The organism is Kosakonia sp. R1.Fl, assembly GCF_023516815.1.
In the GTDB taxonomy this organism is placed as follows: Bacteria; Pseudomonadota; Gammaproteobacteria; order Enterobacterales; family Enterobacteriaceae; genus Kosakonia.
The window spans coordinates 5,116,326-5,131,491 of sequence record NZ_JAMGSQ010000001.1; the positions used below are offsets into that span (position 1 = coordinate 5,116,326).

Genomic DNA, 15,166 nt, shown 5'->3' on the forward strand with positions numbered 1-15,166 from the left:
AACGCGCGAAACATCGCTACGCAACCGTTTTCCTTGCCCGTTTTACATGCTATTCTCTGTGCCCTCTTATGTAGTCTGAAGCACACCCACAGGAGTTTTGAGACGTATGTCTTCAAGCAACCAACCGGCGCGCATCGCCATTGTTATGGGCTCGAAAAGCGACTGGGCCACCATGCAGTTCGCCGCAGAAATCCTCGATACCCTGAACGTTCCGCACCATGTTGAAATCGTCTCCGCGCACCGCACCCCGGATAAACTGTTTAGCTTCGCCGAAAGTGCGGAACAAAACGGTTACCAGGTGATTATTGCCGGTGCCGGCGGCGCGGCGCATCTGCCGGGCATGATCGCGGCGAAAACACTGGTGCCGGTACTGGGTGTGCCGGTACAAAGCGCTGCGTTAAGCGGTGTGGACAGCCTTTACTCTATCGTGCAGATGCCGCGCGGCATTCCGGTGGGAACGCTGGCAATTGGCAAAGCCGGTGCGGCCAACGCCGCGCTGCTGGCCGCACAGATCCTGGCGCAGCATGATGCGCAACTGCATCAGCGTCTGACAGACTGGCGCAAATCCCAGACCGATGAGGTGCTGGATAATCCGGATCCGAGAGGCGCTGCATGAAACAGGTTTGCGTATTAGGCAACGGCCAGCTTGGCCGGATGTTGCGCCAGGCCGGTGAACCACTCAGCATCGCGGTCTGGCCGGTTGGGCTGGATGACGCGCCGGAAGCGGTGCCGTTTCAGCAGAGTGTTATCACCGCTGAAATTGAGCGCTGGCCGGAAACAGCGTTAACGCGCGAGCTGGCGCGTCATCCGGCGTTTGTTAACCGTGATGTGTTCCCGATCATTGCCGATCGCCTGACGCAAAAACAGTTATTCGACAAACTCGAACTGGCTACCGCACCGTGGCAGTTGCTGGCGGATAAAAGCGAATGGCCCGCCGTGTTTTCCCGCCTGGGCGAGCTGGCGATTGTTAAGCGCCGCGTGGGGGGCTATGACGGTCGCGGGCAGTGGCGTTTACGCACAGGCGAAACGGATCAGTTGCCGGACGACTGCTACGGCGAGTGCATTGTTGAACAGGGCATCAATTTCTCTGGTGAAGTATCGCTGGTCGGCGCGCGCACGCGTGATGGCAGTACCGTTTTCTACCCGTTGACGCATAACCTGCATCAGGATGGCATTTTGCGTACCAGCGTGGTTTTCCCGCAGACTAACGCCGTCCAGCAACAGCAGGCGGAAGACATGCTTTCCGCCATCATGCATGAGCTGAACTATGTTGGCGTGATGGCGATGGAGTGCTTCGTCACACCCGGTGGGTTGCTGATTAACGAACTGGCGCCGCGCGTGCACAACAGCGGTCACTGGACGCAGAACGGTGCATCTATCAGCCAGTTTGAACTGCATCTGCGCGCGGTGGTGGATCTGCCGTTGCCGCCGCCGGTGGTGAACAGCCCGTCGGTGATGATCAATCTGATTGGCAGCGATCTGAACTACGACTGGTTGAAGCTGCCGCTCGTACATCTGCACTGGTACGACAAAGAGGTGCGTGCGGGGCGCAAAGTAGGCCATCTGAACCTGAACGATGATGACACCGCGCGTCTGAGCGCCACGCTGGAAGCACTGGTGCCGCTGCTGCCGCCCGAGTACGCGAGCGGCATTGCCTGGGCACAGTCAAAACTGCAGTAATCTCCGTCCGGGGAATTGATCTCCCTTGTTCGGGGCGTAAAATCTGCACGCTGGTGGGATTACCACCAGCGTTTTGTAGAAGGAAGCCCAATGAACAACGCCACGGATTATCTCGCCCTCCTGCGGGATGAAACACCTCTTATTGATGTTCGCGCACCGGTTGAGTTCGCCAAAGGTGCCATGCCCGCCGCCATCAATCTGCCCTTAATGAACGACCATGAACGCGCAGCGGTAGGCACCTGCTATAAACGCGAAGGCGCAGAAGCCGCGCTTCGCCTGGGGCATCAACTGGTCAATGGCGAAACCCGCGAACAACGCATCGAAGCATGGCGGCAAGCCTGTGCGCAATATCCCAAGGGTTATCTTTGTTGCGCCCGCGGCGGTCAGCGTTCGCATATCGTTCAGCAATGGCTGCGAGAATGCCAGATTCACTATCCGCTGGTGGTCGGTGGTTATAAAGCGCTGCGCCAGGCCGCCATCGAAGCAACGCAACAGTGCATGCAACGCCCGGCGATGCTGGTGGGTGGCTGCACAGGGAGTGGCAAAACGTTGCTGGTGCGTTCACAGCGTAACGGTATCGATCTTGAAGGACTCGCCCGGCATCGCGGTTCCTCGTTTGGCCGGACGCTGCAACCGCAGCGCTCGCAGGCCAGTTTCGAAAACCAGCTGGCAGCGGCGCTACTGAAAGTGACGCCCGCGTTCTGGCTGCTGGAAGACGAAAGCGCCGCGATTGGGGCGAATCACCTGCCAGAGGTAGTGCGCGAGAGAATGGCGCAATCGCCGCTGGTGGTAGTGGACGATCCCTTTGCACAACGCCTGGAGCGTTTGCGCGTCGACTATTTCGTAGAGATGCACGCGGCGTTTATCACCCGCGACGGTGAGGAAGAGGGCTGGCGTCAGTATGCCGACTATCTGCGTCACGGGCTTTTTGCCATTCGCCGCCGTCTGGGATTACAGCGCTACGCGGAATTGACGCAACATCTGGAGAACGCGCTGAGCCAGCAGCAGCGCAGCGGCAGTACCGAGGAACACTTCGCGTGGCTGGTGCCGCTGCTGGAGGAGTACTACGATCCGATGTACCGCTACCAGCTTGAAAAGCGCGCGAAAGCCATTCGCTTTCGCGGCACTTTTGCAGAAGTAACGGCCTGGCTGGCAGCACACAATCCTTAATGGCGATCGCGTTTATCGGCGCGTTTCGCCAGCCAGTCGCCCAGTACCTGGACTATCTGCACCAGGATGATCAGGGCGATCACCGTGACGATCATCACCTGGGTTTCATAACGGTAATAGCCGTAGCGGATCGCCAGATCGCCCACCCCACCACCGCCGACAATCCCGGCCATCGCGGAATACCCAATCAGGCTGACGAGGGTAATGGTCAGGCCGCGCAGCAGACCCGCGCTGGCTTCCGGCAACAGCACGGTACAGATAATGCGCAGCGGGCTGGCACCAAAGGCTTCCGCCGCTTCAATAATGCCTTTATCCACCTCACGCAGGGCGCTATCGACCAGCCGCGCATAAAAGGCAATCGCCGCCACAGACAGCGGTACTGACGCGGCAATCGGCCCAATGGTGTTGCCGAGCAAAAACTGCGTCACCGGCAACAGCAGCACCAGCAGGATCACGAACGGCACTGAGCGGATAATATTCACCAGCACCGTGCTCACCAGATAGACCGCGCGGTTTTGCCAGAACAGGTGCCTGTCGGTAACAAAAATCAGGAAACCGAGCGGCAAACCGCCGACAATCGCCAGCACCGTTGAGATGCTTAACATCTGGAAGGTTTCGCCAAAGGCGAGGCTCAGATCGGCCAGTAAATCATCCACGGATCACCTCCACCTGCGCGGTACGGTTGCGAATATAGTCCACGGCGTCACTCACTGCTGCCGGGTTTTCCGCCGACGTCAGTTGCACCACCAAGATGCCCAGCGCCCGCTCGCCGATATACTCAATTTTGCCGTGCAGGATATTAACCGCGACGCCAAATTTCACCGCCGCGTCAGAAAGCACCGGCTGCTCTGCGGAATCACCAATAAACAGGATCTTCAGTAATTGCCCCGGCAGATGCTGTTGCAAACGCTCCGGCAAGGTCAAATTCAGCGTGTGCGCCACCAGTTGGCGAGTGAAGGGATGCTGCGGATGGGCAAAAATATCAAACACGTCGCCCTCTTCCACCACTTTGCCGCCGGACATCACCGCCACACGATCGCAGATCGATTTGATCACGTTCATCTCATGGGTGATCAGCACAATGGTGATCCCCAATTGTTCATTGATCTGCTTGAGCAGGGCCAGAATGGTCGCGGAGGTTTCCAGATCCAGCGCCGAGGTTGGTTCATCACACAGCAATACATCCGGGTGATTAGCGATGGCGCGCGCAATACCGACCCGCTGCTTCTGCCCGCCACTGAGTTGCACCGGGTAGCGAGTGGCTTTATCGCTTAAGCCTACCAGTTGCAGGATCTCCGCCACGCGCGGGGCGATTTTGCTGCGTTCCCACCCCGCCGCTTTCAGGCTGAAAGCCACATTTTGCGCCACGGTGCGGGTATGCATCAGGTTGAAGTGCTGGAATATCATGCCAATGCGCTGACGCGCTTTGCGTAATGTGATGCCTTCCAGCGCCGAAATAGCCACACCATTGATTTTGACGTGCCCCTGGCTTGGGCGCTGTAGCGCATTCAGCGTGCGCAGCAGCGTACTTTTGCCCGCGCCGCTGGTACCGACAATGCCGAAGATCTCTCCCGGCGCAATACGCAGCGTGACATCCTCTACCGCCCGGGTCGCGCTCGTACTGCCGCGCGCTGCGGGGAAATCCACGCATACTTTTTCGATTTCAATCATGCAAACCTCAAACGACAAAAGGCAGGCCGCAGCCTGCCCGTCAAATCAGCCGGAGTGTTACTTTTTATCCGCGCTCTGCATCCAGTCTGGTTTCTGGAACGCACCGTAAACATTGTTCGGATCGTCAATCACCGCGCGATAAGCCGGCGATTTCACCACCTCGACAATATCCTTCGCGAACGGTTTGTCGGCGTCTTCCGTGCGCACCGCAATGATGTTCTTCAGGTTCTCATCGAGGTGCTCTTGTTTGAGCGCAGAGGAGAGTTTCAGCCCGGCGGCAATAGCAAAGTTGCCATTCACCAGCGACGCGGTCACGCCGTCCAGCGTGCGCGGCAGTTGCGCCGCTTCCAGCGGTTTAAACACCAGCCCTTTCGGGTTGCTGGCAATATCGCGCTCGGAGGCTTTAGTCGGGTCGATGTTATCTTTGATAGTGATAAGGCCGAGCGATTGCAGGAAACGCAGCCCGCGCGCCAGGTTGGTCGGGTCATTGGAGAGCGTCACAATGTCGCCCTTTTTCAACTCATCCAGGCTTTTGATTTTGCGTGAATAAAAGCCCATGCCCGCCGTCGGCACCGTAATCAGCTTAGTTAATTTCAGGCCCTTATCAGCCGTGAATTTGTCAAAATAGAGGCTGTGCTGGAACAGGTTGGCATCAATACTGCCGTTCGCCAGCGCCATATTTGGCTGTACGTAATCGCTAAATTCACGCACCACTACCTTATAACCTTTCTCTTTTAGCGACGGCGCAATCGCCTGTTTCACCATATCGCCGTATGGTCCAGGTGCGACACCGAAAACAATGGTATGCGGATCGCTGCTGGCATGAGCAAACGGTAAGCCGCAGGCCAGAAGTAATGCGCCAAAGGTCGCGCGCAAGCTGAGACGACGTCCCATAAATTCTCCCTAACGAGTTGAGCTGTTGTGTGACGCGACGTACAGTGCGGCGCGTTCCATTTTCACCTGATTGATAAGGCTGCTGAATAAGATGGCATAAACACAGCGCAGCGGTAATTGAAATAAATTCAACATGCTGTGAACTATGTCACTGAATGGCGGAGAGATCTTTGCGGGGTAAGGCGATGAAGCATAACGAAAAGCCCTGCCCTTAATGGGATTTCTGGCCTCTCGTTATGCTTTTTATTGCTAAGCAATGCCGGATTTAAACGAAGCGTTAAACCCGGCGGATGCAGACTTCTTAGAAGTCGTAACGCAGACGAACAATGTTCATGTCGCCCAGGTCGTCGGTGCTGGAGGTGAATACGTGTTCGTAATCGACACGGAAACCGTAATCCAGTTGGAAGGTTACACCCACGCCGTTATCAATACGTTGGTAATCACGACCCGTGGTGTATTGCAGACGGTCGCCCATGACGTACGGCTGTACGTATTTAAGCGCATACTGACCGACCGGGATTTTGTAACCGGCAAAATATTCAATACCCCACGCGTCGCCCGCGAAGTAGTTATGAATATCTTTTTTACCGGTGGTCAGATAGTTTTCGTACCAGCCACCGCCGAAGGAGAAGGTCCAGTTATCCGGCGTCCAGCTCAGCGCTGTGCCATAGATATTCTGGCTGTAGGTATCGCTGCCGCCGGTGTTGACGTTGCGCATATCGGCCTGGGTGTAGTTCCACGCCGTACCCCATGTCAGGTCTTTGGCGATGTGGTAATCCACGCCCAGAGAACCACCGCCTTTACGTTTGTAACGCAGGCCATTGCCACGCAGCAGATCGTTATCAGAGAACAGGTAAGATGCATAAATGTCAGCATCACCGAAGGTGTTTTTGTATTTCAGCATTTTACGTGAACGGTAGGAACCGTCGTAATCGCCGTTGATACCGTTACCGGAAGCCTGGGCTTTCATGTCGTAATCCCAGATATCGGTTTTCGCACCGACCACATCGTAGTACACGCTGTTCTGCTGACCGAAGGTCATGGTACCCCAGGTCTTACTTTTCAGACCGGTGTAGAGCATACGGCGAGTGGTGTTATGCGCGCCGTCTGCATAGTGGTTATCCCAGTCGAACAGTGCCGGAATGTTCACGCCCAGTTCGTAGTAGTTAACCCAGCTAATATCATCGAACAGGTAGTAATCAGTCGCGAAACGGAAACGAGTACCGCCATCGTAACCATTGCGTTTGAAAGAGCCTTTATCACCGTCGCCCATCATGTTATCGAATTGCGGACGAATAGAACCACCAACGGTGAAGTTCAGGCGGCTTAACGGATTACCGGCCTGCGGATCTTGCTTAAGTACAGTAATTTCCGCCTGAGTTGCGAAAGACGTCAAAGCCACTGCTGCGCCGATGGCTGTCGCCAGAGCGGTTGTTTTTATTTTCATGGTTTTTCCTTGATGGATAGACACCACTAGTAAGTTACTAGCGGCGAAATATTAACGTCTAAGAGCTTCTATTTGGTGGGGTTTTTTTGTTGTTTTGTGCTGGTAAACAATTGCCAGGGGAACTTTTACACTTTGAAACAGACGCACACCGATAGAATTATCGGCATGCGTTTCGTTGAGCAAATATTGATGAAGGGATTAATTACTGAATTGACGAAACAGTGCTTTTCCTTTAAGCAAACGCGCGCCAAGCCAGCTGCCGCACAGCGAAAGCAACAGCGCGCCGCACAACGGTAACGTTGCCCACAAACGCCAGTCCGGCTCCCACGGAAAGTCAAACACGCGGGTTTGCAGCACCGCCAGCGCAGTTTCCGCGCCCATCGCCGCAACCAGCCCGGAGACCAGCCCCAGCAGCGCGAATTCACACCACAACGTGGTTCGCAGCAGCCGCTTGCCCGCGCCGAGCGTGCGGTAAACCACCAGCTCCTGGTGACGCTGACGCATACCGACTTGTACCTGCGCGAGCAGCAGCAACACACCACAGGCCGTGACCAGCACCACCATCACTTCCAGCGCCCGGCTTACCTGCTCAAGCACCTGACCGACCTGTTTTAAAATCGCGCCAATATCCAGCAGGCTGATGGTCGGGAACTCCCGGTTCAGTTGAGTTAACATGCCGTTGCCGTTCTGCCAGCGGAAACTGGTGAGCCAACTCTGCGGCTGGCCGTCCAGCGCACCCGAGGGGAAGATAAAGAAGAAGTTTGGCCGCAGGCTTTCCCAGTCAACTTTGCGCAGGCTGCTGATGGTGGCGCTGAATTCCTGCGTATCGCCCATAAACGTCACGGAATCGCCCAGCTTCAGGCCTAACCGCTGCGCCAGCCCCTCCTCAACCGAGACCTCCCCGTTTTTCGGCGGCCAGTGTCCGGCGGTGACCGGGTTATGATCCGGGCGCTGCTGAAGCCATGTGAGATTGAGTTCGCGGTTCAGCGCCTCATCCTGGTTGCCCTCCGTCGACTGACCGTTAATTTGCGTCATCCTCGCGCGCACAATCGGGAAGAATGCCTGGGCGTCAACATGGTGCTCAGAAAGAAACGCTTTCAGCGGTGTCACCTGTTCCGGCGCGATATTGATTAAAAAGTAGTTCGGGCTTTCCGGCGGTAACTGCTGTTGCCACCTGTCCAGCAGATCGCCGCGCAGCACCAGCAGCATCGCCAGCAACATAAAGGAGAGCGAAAATGCCGCAAGCTGGCTCAGCGTTGACCACGGCTGACGCAGCAGCCGGTTCACCGCAAGACGCAACGGCAGCGCTTTAAATGTCAGGCGTTTGAGCACATTAAGCAGCAGCCAGCCCACCACGCCGCACAGCAATGCCAGCACCACCGCGCCCGCCAGCACGGCCCATAACAGCATACTGCCGCCCATCAGCCAGCCGAGTAGCAGCACGGCTACCGCGCAGATCACCGGCACGTAGAACTTCAGCGGCCAGACATTGGCCACCGCATCACGTCGCAGCACACGCAGCGGCTGCGTCGCCAGCAGCAAGCGATAGGGTCGCAACCCCACCAGCAGCGAAATCACCACCATCGCCCCGACCGCCCACAGCCACGGCCACAAACTGGCGGGTGGCAGCGCGGCAGGCAGCACTGGCTTGAGCAGCACCATTAATACGCTTTCGAACACCAGTCCGATGACGCCACCGGTCACCACGGACAACGCCAGTACCATTAACCACTGCCCGACAATCAATTTGCGTAATTGCGCACGGCCCGCGCCCAGGGTTTTCAGTACCGCCACCAGATCGTAGCGACTACGGCAATAGTGCCCCATCGCCACCGCGACGGCAGCTATCGCCAGCAGCAGCGTTAAAAGCGCGGATAACAACAGGAACTGCTGCGAACGCTGCAAGGATTTGCCCAGCGCGCCTTCATCCTGCTCCAGCCCGTACCAGCGGTGCTCCGGTTTCAACTGTGGCAGCAACCATTTTTCGTAGGCATCTAACTGCGCAGGCGTGCCGCCAAATTTCACCCGCCAGCTGACGCGGCTACCCGGCTGCACCGCGCCGGTTTTCGCCACATCGGCGATATTCATCAACAGACGTGGTGCCATCTGAAAAGGGTTAAAGCCTGAATCCGGCTCCTGCACCACTTCCCCGGCGATACGCAATGTGGCATCGCCCACATCAATAGCATCACCGGTTTTCAAATTGAGCAGCGCCATTAACCGTGGCGCCAGTAACACCGTTCCCGCTTGCGGTTTTAACCCCGCCGGGCGGGTTTGCAGCTCACCATAAAGGGGATAAATGTCATCAACGGCTTTCACATCGGCTAATTGCGGTGTGTCGCCAGCAAAGGTCATGGTGGCAAAACTGATTTGTTCGCTGACTCGCAGCCCTGTTTTTCGCGCTTCATCCAGCCACGCCTGGGGTATCTCACGAGAGCTGCGCAGCGCTCTGTCGCCCGCCATAAAATCCCGGCTCTGCTGGCTGAGCCCTTTTTCCATGCGATCGCTGATGTTGCCGAGCGCCAGCACGCAAGCCACCGCCAGACTTAGCGCCATCCAGACAATCAGCAGCGACGGCGAGCGCCATTCACGCCAGAACCAACGGGCTATCATGCTTCCTCCCGCAGTTCACCATTGACCAGCCGCAGCCGCCGATCGCAACGCGCGGCAAGCTGCGGATCGTGCGTTACCAACAGCAGCGTGGTGCCATATTGTTGATTCATGGAAAAGAGCAAATCAGCGATCTTATCGCCGGTTTGCCGGTCGAGATTGCCGGTAGGTTCATCGGCGAACAGCACCGCCGGTCGACCATTAAACGCGCGAGCCAGCGCCACCCGCTGTTGTTCACCACCGGAGAGTTGTGCTGGCAGATGATCCAGCCGTTTACCCAGCCCTAACTCTTCCAGTAACGCTTTCGCGCTACTGCGGCTTTCACTGCTGTTTTCGCAGCGCAGTAAGGCCGGGAGTTCGACATTTTCCAGCGCATTTAGCGTGGGAATGAGCATAAAAGATTGAAAAACAAAGCCGACATTTTGCGCACGCAGTTGCGCGCGCGCCTCTTCATCCATCGTATGCAGAGGTTTGCCGAGCAGGTTAACCTCGCCGCTGCTACCGTCATCCAGCCCGGCGAGGATCGCTAATAAAGTAGACTTGCCGGAGCCGGATTCGCCAATCAGGGCGATGGTCTCGGCTGGTTTGACAACCAGCTCAACTCCGGTAAGGATGGAAAGCTCATGCTCCCCCTGACCGACGGACTTCTTAAGATGATGAACTTCAACAATGTTTTCCGCTGGCATTTGCCCTTCCTGTTTTTGCTTTTGTTAACCTTTCGCGCCGCGGCGGCGGACACGTTACTGATTCTTGGCGACAGTCTGAGCGCCGGGTATCGCATGGCGGCGAATGCCGCGTGGCCTGCGCTGCTCAATGACAAATGGCAGCAAAAACCGACGGTCATCAATGCCAGCATTAGTGGCGACACCTCGCAGCAAGGGCTGAAGCGCCTGCCTGCACTGCTAAAAGAGCATCAACCGCGCTGGGTGCTGGTGGAGCTGGGCGGTAACGATGGTCTGCGCGGTTTCGCGCCGCAGCAAACAGAGCAAACGCTGCGCCAGGTGATGCAGGCGGTGAAAGCCGCCAACGCGCAACCGCTGTTAATGCAAATTCGGCTCCCTGCCAACTACGGTCGCCGCTATAATGAAGCCTTTAGCGCCATTTATCCTAAGCTTGCCAAGGAGTTGGATGTTCCTCTGCTGCCATTTTTTATGGAAGAGGTCTATCTGAAACCGCAATGGATGCAGGATGATGGCATCCATCCCAACCGCGATGCGCAGCCGTTTATTGCAGACTGGATGGCAACGCGACTGGCGCCTTTAGTTAACCACGACTCCTGATTGTTCAGGCACGCCCCCAGGTAAAGTTATGCAAAAAGCAGTCTTAATAACAGGATGTTCCAGCGGTATCGGGCTGGAAAGCGCACGCGAACTGAAGCGTCAGGGTTTTCGCGTGCTGGCGGCCTGCCGTAAACCGGACGATGTCGCCCGGATGGTAAGCGAAGGCTTTACCGGCATTTTGCTCGATCTTGACGACGCGCAAAGCGTGATACGCGCCGCCGCCGAAGTGATAGCGCTGACCGACAATCGCCTGTACGGGATCTTCAATAACGCCGGATACGGTGTTTATGGCCCGCTCGATACCATCAGCCGCGAACAGCTGGAACAGCAATTTTCCAGTAACTTTTTTGGCACTCACCAGCTCACCATGCTGCTGCTGCCTGCGATGCTGCCGCACGACGAGGGGCGCATCGTGATGACCTCCTCGGTGATGGGGCTGATCTCAACGCCAGGCCGCGGCGCTTATGCCGCCAGCAAGTATGCGCTGGAAGCCTGGTCGGACGCTTTACGAATGGAGCTACGCCATACGGGTGTCAAAGTGAGTCTGATTGAACCCGGCCCGATTCGCACGCGCTTTACCGACAACGTGAATCAGACACAACGCGATAAACCGGTGGAAAACCCCGGCATCGCCGCACGTTTTACGCTGGGGCCGGAGGCAGTGGTCGCCAAAGTGCGCCATGCTTTTGAGAGCAGCAACCCGAAAGTGCGCTATCCGGTAACGCTGGTGACATGGGCGGTGACCTTTTTAAAACGCCTGCTGCCAACGCGCATGATGGATAAAATTTTGCACGGGTGAGTTGAAGGCGCGAAGCCCGTCCCCCATGTATGACGAAACAGTGAAATAAAGAGAACTTAGTATGTCTGCACAGAATATTGTCAATATTACCGAAATGAACCTGCAACAGGTGCTTGAGCAATCCGTTGCCACACCGGTGCTGTTCTATTTCTGGTCCGAACGCAGCCAGCACTGCCAGCAACTGACGCCGGTGCTGGAAAACCTCGCCGCCCAGTACAACGGGCAGTTTATCCTGGCGAAAGTCGATTGCGACGCAGAGCAGATGGTGGCATCGCAGTTTGGCTTACGCGCCATTCCTACTGTTTACCTGTTCCAGAATGGCCAGCCGGTTGACGGTTTCCAGGGACCACAGCCGGAAGAAGCGATTCGCGCGCTGCTGGATAAAGTGCTGCCGCGCGAAGAGGAGCTGAAAGCGCAACAAGCCATGCAACTGATGCAGGAAGGCAAGCACATCGACGCCCTGCCGCTGCTGAAAGAGGCCAGCCAGTTAGCACCGCAAAACAGCGAAATCACCCTGCTGCTGGCAGAAACGTTGATTGTGTTGAACCGTGCGGATGAAGCCGAAGCGGCGCTCAAAGCGGTTCCGTTACAGGATCAAGACACCCGTTACCAGGGGCTTATCGCGCAGATCGAACTGCTGAAAAAAGCCGCGGATACGCCGGAAATCCAGCAACTGCAACAGCAGGTTGCAGACAACCCGCAGGACGCGCTGCTGGCAACACAACTGGCGCTGCAACTGCACCAGGTGGGCCGCAATGAAGAAGCGCTCGAACTGCTGTTTAGCCATCTGCGCAAAGATCTGGCGGCGGCTAATGGTGAAGCGCGCAAAATGCTGCAAGAGATCCTGGCCGCGCTCGGCACCGGCGACGCGCTGGCATCGAAATACCGCCGCCAGCTCTACTCCCTGCTCTACTAATTCCCCTGCTAAATTTGGCGATCGCGCTGTTTTAATCGCTAATTCGGGCTAAGATGGCATCAAATTAAACAGGAGGTTTTTTTGATGCCAATCGTCATTCTGGTTCTTATCTTCGTCGCGCTGGTGGTGGTTATCTCCGGTGTGAAAATCGTCCCGCAAGGCTTCCAGTGGACCGTGGAACGCTTTGGTCGTTTCACCCGCACGCTGCAACCGGGTTTAAGCCTGGTGGTGCCGTTTATGGATCGCATTGGTCGTAAGATCAATATGATGGAACAGGTTCTCGATATCCCCTCGCAGGAAGTTATTTCCAAAGACAACGCCAACGTCACCATAGACGCGGTGTGCTTTATTCAGGTGATCGACGCCCCGCGCGCCGCTTATGAAGTGAGCAACCTGGAACTGGCGATCATCAACCTGACCATGACCAATATCCGTACCGTGCTCGGCTCAATGGAGCTGGACGAAATGCTCTCACAGCGCGACAGCATCAACACCCGTCTGTTGCATATTGTGGATGAAGCCACCAATCCGTGGGGTGTAAAAGTCACGCGTATTGAAATCCGCGATGTGCGCCCACCGGCGGAATTGATTGCCTCGATGAATGCGCAGATGAAAGCGGAACGTACCAAACGCGCTTACATTCTTGAAGCTGAAGGGATCCGTCAGGCGGAGATCCTCAAAGCCGAAGGGGAAAAACAGTCGCAGATCCTCAAAGCGGAAGGCGATCGCCAGTCGGCGTTCCTGCAGGCAGAAGCGCGTGAACGTTCGGCAGAAGCCGAAGCCCGTGCTACGCAGATGGTCTCTGAAGCGATTGCCGCCGGGGATATTCAGGCAGTGAACTACTTTGTAGCGCAGAAATATACCGACGCGCTGCAACAAATTGGCTCGGCGAACAACAGCAAAGTGGTGATGATGCCGCTGGATGCCAGCAGCCTGATGGGCTCGATCGCCGGGATCGCCGAACTGGTGAAAGACAGCGCCGGCGAGCGTAAAAAATGATTGCCGCCCTGCTGCTCGAACATACACACCTCGCCTGGCTGGTGCTTGGCGGTCTATTGCTGGCTGCGGAAATGCTGGGCGGTAACGGCTATCTGTTGTGGAGCGGCGTCGCGGCGGTGGTCACCGGGCTGCTGGCGTGGGTTATTCCCTTCGGCTGGGAGTGGCAGGGTGTACTGTTCGCCGTGCTGACCATGCTGGCCGCCTGGCTGTGGTGGCAATGGCTTTCGCGGCGGGTAAAACAGCAAAAACCCGCCGACGCGTCGCTGAACCTGCGTGGGCAACAGCTCATTGGTCGCCGCTTCCAGCTTGATAACGCACTGGTGAACGGTCGAGGTCATATGCGCGTGGGCGACAGTTCGTGGCCGGTCAGCGCCGACGACGATCTCGCTGCCGGAACGCGCGTTGAGGTAACGGCCGTTGAAGGCATCACCTTACGCATCAAAGCCGTAAACGAATAACAATAATTCAGGGAGTGATAAAAACGCCGTCGCCACGCGTTGGGCGTCACCGGTTTACTGGACTGGGCGAAAACCGGCAGCGTGCAAACCCTTAACGCATTGCCGGTAGATGAACTGGTGGTGCAGAGCTATCAGGGGCGCAGCACCGTTGCGAATTACACCGACTACCTGCCCACACTTTTAGCGTTACGCATCCCGTTTAAATTGGGTCTGGTGCAGAACGGCGTGCGTGATATCAGCGAAGAGCAGCAACTCGCCGCCTCCCCGTGGTATCGCGGCACGGTAACATTTATGCTCAACCCTTCGCGTGGTGGCAGCAGCCAGAAAGGTTATCAATAATCGGGCAATCGGCGCTGTCGTCACCAGGGCAGGAATCCGCCAGTGCCAGCAGTTGTACCCGCATCTGTTGCAGTTCGCCAATATGCCGCTCGATCTCGGCCACTTTCTGTAACGTGCGCGCTTTGACATCTGCGCTATGACGGGCCGGGTTATTAAACAGATTCACCAGCTCGCCGCACTCTTCGAGATTAAATCCTACCTGCCGCGCCTGGCGCAGCAGCGTCAACTCATTCAGGTGTTGTTGGTTGTAGCTGCGGTAGCCGTTTTCGCTGCGCAGCGGCGGTGTCACCAGCCCTTTCTCTTCATAGAAGCGAATCGCTTTGCTGGTTAAACCGGTTCTTTTTGCCACATCGCTGATATTCACGTTTTTCCCCCTCACTGCCAGAACCTGCGCTAATCACTATAAATGGCTGCTATGTAATAAAACAAATATATCCATATTGTTAATGGTTTTTTATTTACCCACCTTGCCGCTTCGCTATAACATGTGGTCGGATATTTCTAAGAATGATAAATGATTTACACACAGGAGTGGTTATGAGTGATATGGCGTTTTGCCGTGGTTGCGGAAAGCAAATACATAAAGAAGCGGTGGCTTGCCCGCAGTGCGGCGCGCCTCAAAACACCGCCGGGAAGAAAAGCCGAATTTCTGCTGCGCTGTTTGCCTTCTTTTTAGGTGGATTTGGCGCGCATAAATTTTATTTAGGGAAACCATGGCAGGGGATCCTTTATCTTCTGTTTTGCTGGACCTTTATTCCGGCGATCATCTCTTTCATCGAATTTATTATTTATCTGTGCAACTCCGATCAGGAATTTGCCCGTAAATACGGTTGAGTTTTGCCCCGTCAGTAATCAACAAACCCCGCCTTGTGCGGGGTTTGTCGTTTATGGAACACCTGTCGC

Annotated in this window: 16 protein-coding genes and 1 pseudogene; 10 read left to right on the forward strand and 7 right to left on the reverse strand. The window is 56.2% G+C overall.

Features of this window, described 5'->3' with window-relative positions:
• The first annotated feature begins 106 nt into the window (after positions 1-106).
• The 3 genes from purE to mnmH all read left to right on the forward strand — a co-directional run bounded on the left by purE (position 107) and on the right by mnmH (position 2,850).
• On the forward strand, positions 107-616 hold the full coding sequence (gene purE / locus M8Q36_RS24295) for a 5-(carboxyamino)imidazole ribonucleotide mutase (protein ID WP_249882677.1): 510 nt from the start codon (positions 107-109) through the stop codon (positions 614-616).
• Positions 613-1,680, forward strand: a complete 1,068-nt coding sequence (gene purK, locus M8Q36_RS24300; RefSeq protein WP_249882678.1) for a 5-(carboxyamino)imidazole ribonucleotide synthase — start codon at positions 613-615, stop codon at positions 1,678-1,680. Before purE ends, purK begins: the two co-directional genes overlap by 4 nt.
• A 90-nt stretch (positions 1,681-1,770) precedes the next feature.
• Positions 1,771-2,850, forward strand: a complete 1,080-nt coding sequence (gene mnmH, locus M8Q36_RS24305) for a tRNA 2-selenouridine(34) synthase MnmH (protein ID WP_249882679.1) — start codon at positions 1,771-1,773, stop codon at positions 2,848-2,850.
• Here the strand turns inward: mnmH and M8Q36_RS24310 are convergent.
• The 6 genes from M8Q36_RS24310 to ybbA all read right to left on the reverse strand — a co-directional run bounded on the left by M8Q36_RS24310 (position 2,847) and on the right by ybbA (position 10,158).
• Positions 2,847-3,506 carry a methionine ABC transporter permease gene (locus M8Q36_RS24310; RefSeq protein ID WP_249882680.1) on the reverse strand — a complete coding sequence of 220 codons (660 nt, stop codon included), beginning with the start codon at positions 3,504-3,506 and terminating at the stop codon, positions 2,847-2,849. The two genes, mnmH and M8Q36_RS24310, sit on opposite strands and share 4 nt — an antisense overlap.
• A complete protein-coding gene (gene sfbB, locus M8Q36_RS24315; protein ID WP_249882681.1) occupies positions 3,499-4,521 on the reverse strand; it encodes a virulence-associated ABC transporter ATP-binding protein SfbB in 1,023 nt (340 codons plus the stop codon). The genes M8Q36_RS24310 and sfbB overlap by 8 nt, the downstream gene beginning before the upstream one ends.
• A 57-nt stretch (positions 4,522-4,578) precedes the next feature.
• Positions 4,579-5,415, reverse strand: a complete 837-nt coding sequence (locus M8Q36_RS24320) for a MetQ/NlpA family ABC transporter substrate-binding protein (protein WP_249882682.1) — start codon at positions 5,413-5,415, stop codon at positions 4,579-4,581.
• Between the two features lie 301 nt (positions 5,416-5,716).
• Positions 5,717-6,862 (reverse strand): porin, encoded by a 1,146-nt coding sequence (locus tag M8Q36_RS24325; RefSeq protein WP_249882683.1) that lies wholly within the window; start codon positions 6,860-6,862, stop codon positions 5,717-5,719.
• A gap of 198 nt (positions 6,863-7,060) precedes the next feature.
• Entirely contained in the window at positions 7,061-9,475 is a 2,415-nt protein-coding gene (gene ybbP / locus M8Q36_RS24330; RefSeq protein WP_249882684.1) for a putative ABC transporter permease subunit YbbP, read from the reverse strand.
• A complete protein-coding gene (gene ybbA, locus M8Q36_RS24335; protein WP_249882685.1) occupies positions 9,472-10,158 on the reverse strand; it encodes a putative ABC transporter ATP-binding protein YbbA in 687 nt (228 codons plus the stop codon). The genes ybbP and ybbA overlap by 4 nt, the downstream gene beginning before the upstream one ends.
• On the opposite strand from ybbA, the gene tesA reads away from it, so the two are divergent.
• From tesA to M8Q36_RS24365, 6 genes and pseudogenes are all read left to right on the forward strand, one after another.
• Positions 10,129-10,752: a multifunctional acyl-CoA thioesterase I/protease I/lysophospholipase L1 gene (gene tesA, locus M8Q36_RS24340; protein WP_249882850.1), complete on the forward strand. Its 624-nt coding sequence runs from the start codon at positions 10,129-10,131 to the stop codon at positions 10,750-10,752. The two genes, ybbA and tesA, sit on opposite strands and share 30 nt — an antisense overlap.
• Before the next feature lie 28 nt (positions 10,753-10,780).
• The gene (locus M8Q36_RS24345) at positions 10,781-11,551 is read left to right on the forward strand and encodes an SDR family oxidoreductase (protein ID WP_249882686.1); all 771 of its coding nucleotides are present in this window, start codon (positions 10,781-10,783) and stop codon (positions 11,549-11,551) included.
• A gap of 61 nt (positions 11,552-11,612) precedes the next feature.
• Positions 11,613-12,467 (forward strand): co-chaperone YbbN, encoded by an 855-nt coding sequence (locus tag M8Q36_RS24350; RefSeq protein WP_200552928.1) that lies wholly within the window; start codon positions 11,613-11,615, stop codon positions 12,465-12,467.
• A gap of 84 nt (positions 12,468-12,551) precedes the next feature.
• The gene (locus tag M8Q36_RS24355) at positions 12,552-13,466 is read left to right on the forward strand and encodes an SPFH domain-containing protein (protein ID WP_017455696.1); all 915 of its coding nucleotides are present in this window, start codon (positions 12,552-12,554) and stop codon (positions 13,464-13,466) included.
• On the forward strand, positions 13,463-13,924 hold the full coding sequence (locus M8Q36_RS24360) for an NfeD family protein (RefSeq protein ID WP_065369131.1): 462 nt from the start codon (positions 13,463-13,465) through the stop codon (positions 13,922-13,924). The genes M8Q36_RS24355 and M8Q36_RS24360 overlap by 4 nt, the downstream gene beginning before the upstream one ends.
• A 36-nt stretch (positions 13,925-13,960) precedes the next feature.
• Positions 13,961-14,263, forward strand: a pseudogene (locus M8Q36_RS24365) (DUF3142 domain-containing protein); the annotation flags it as partial.
• On the opposite strand, the gene cueR reads toward M8Q36_RS24365, so the two are convergent.
• Positions 14,220-14,627 carry a Cu(I)-responsive transcriptional regulator gene (gene cueR, locus M8Q36_RS24370; protein WP_017455692.1) on the reverse strand — a complete coding sequence of 136 codons (408 nt, stop codon included), beginning with the start codon at positions 14,625-14,627 and terminating at the stop codon, positions 14,220-14,222. The pseudogene M8Q36_RS24365 and the gene cueR sit on opposite strands and share 44 nt — an antisense overlap.
• Positions 14,628-14,800: 173 nt before the next feature.
• On the opposite strand from cueR, the gene M8Q36_RS24375 reads away from it, so the two are divergent.
• Positions 14,801-15,097 carry a TM2 domain-containing protein gene (locus M8Q36_RS24375; RefSeq protein ID WP_017455691.1) on the forward strand — a complete coding sequence of 99 codons (297 nt, stop codon included), beginning with the start codon at positions 14,801-14,803 and terminating at the stop codon, positions 15,095-15,097.
• The last annotated feature ends 69 nt before the right edge of the window (positions 15,098-15,166 follow it).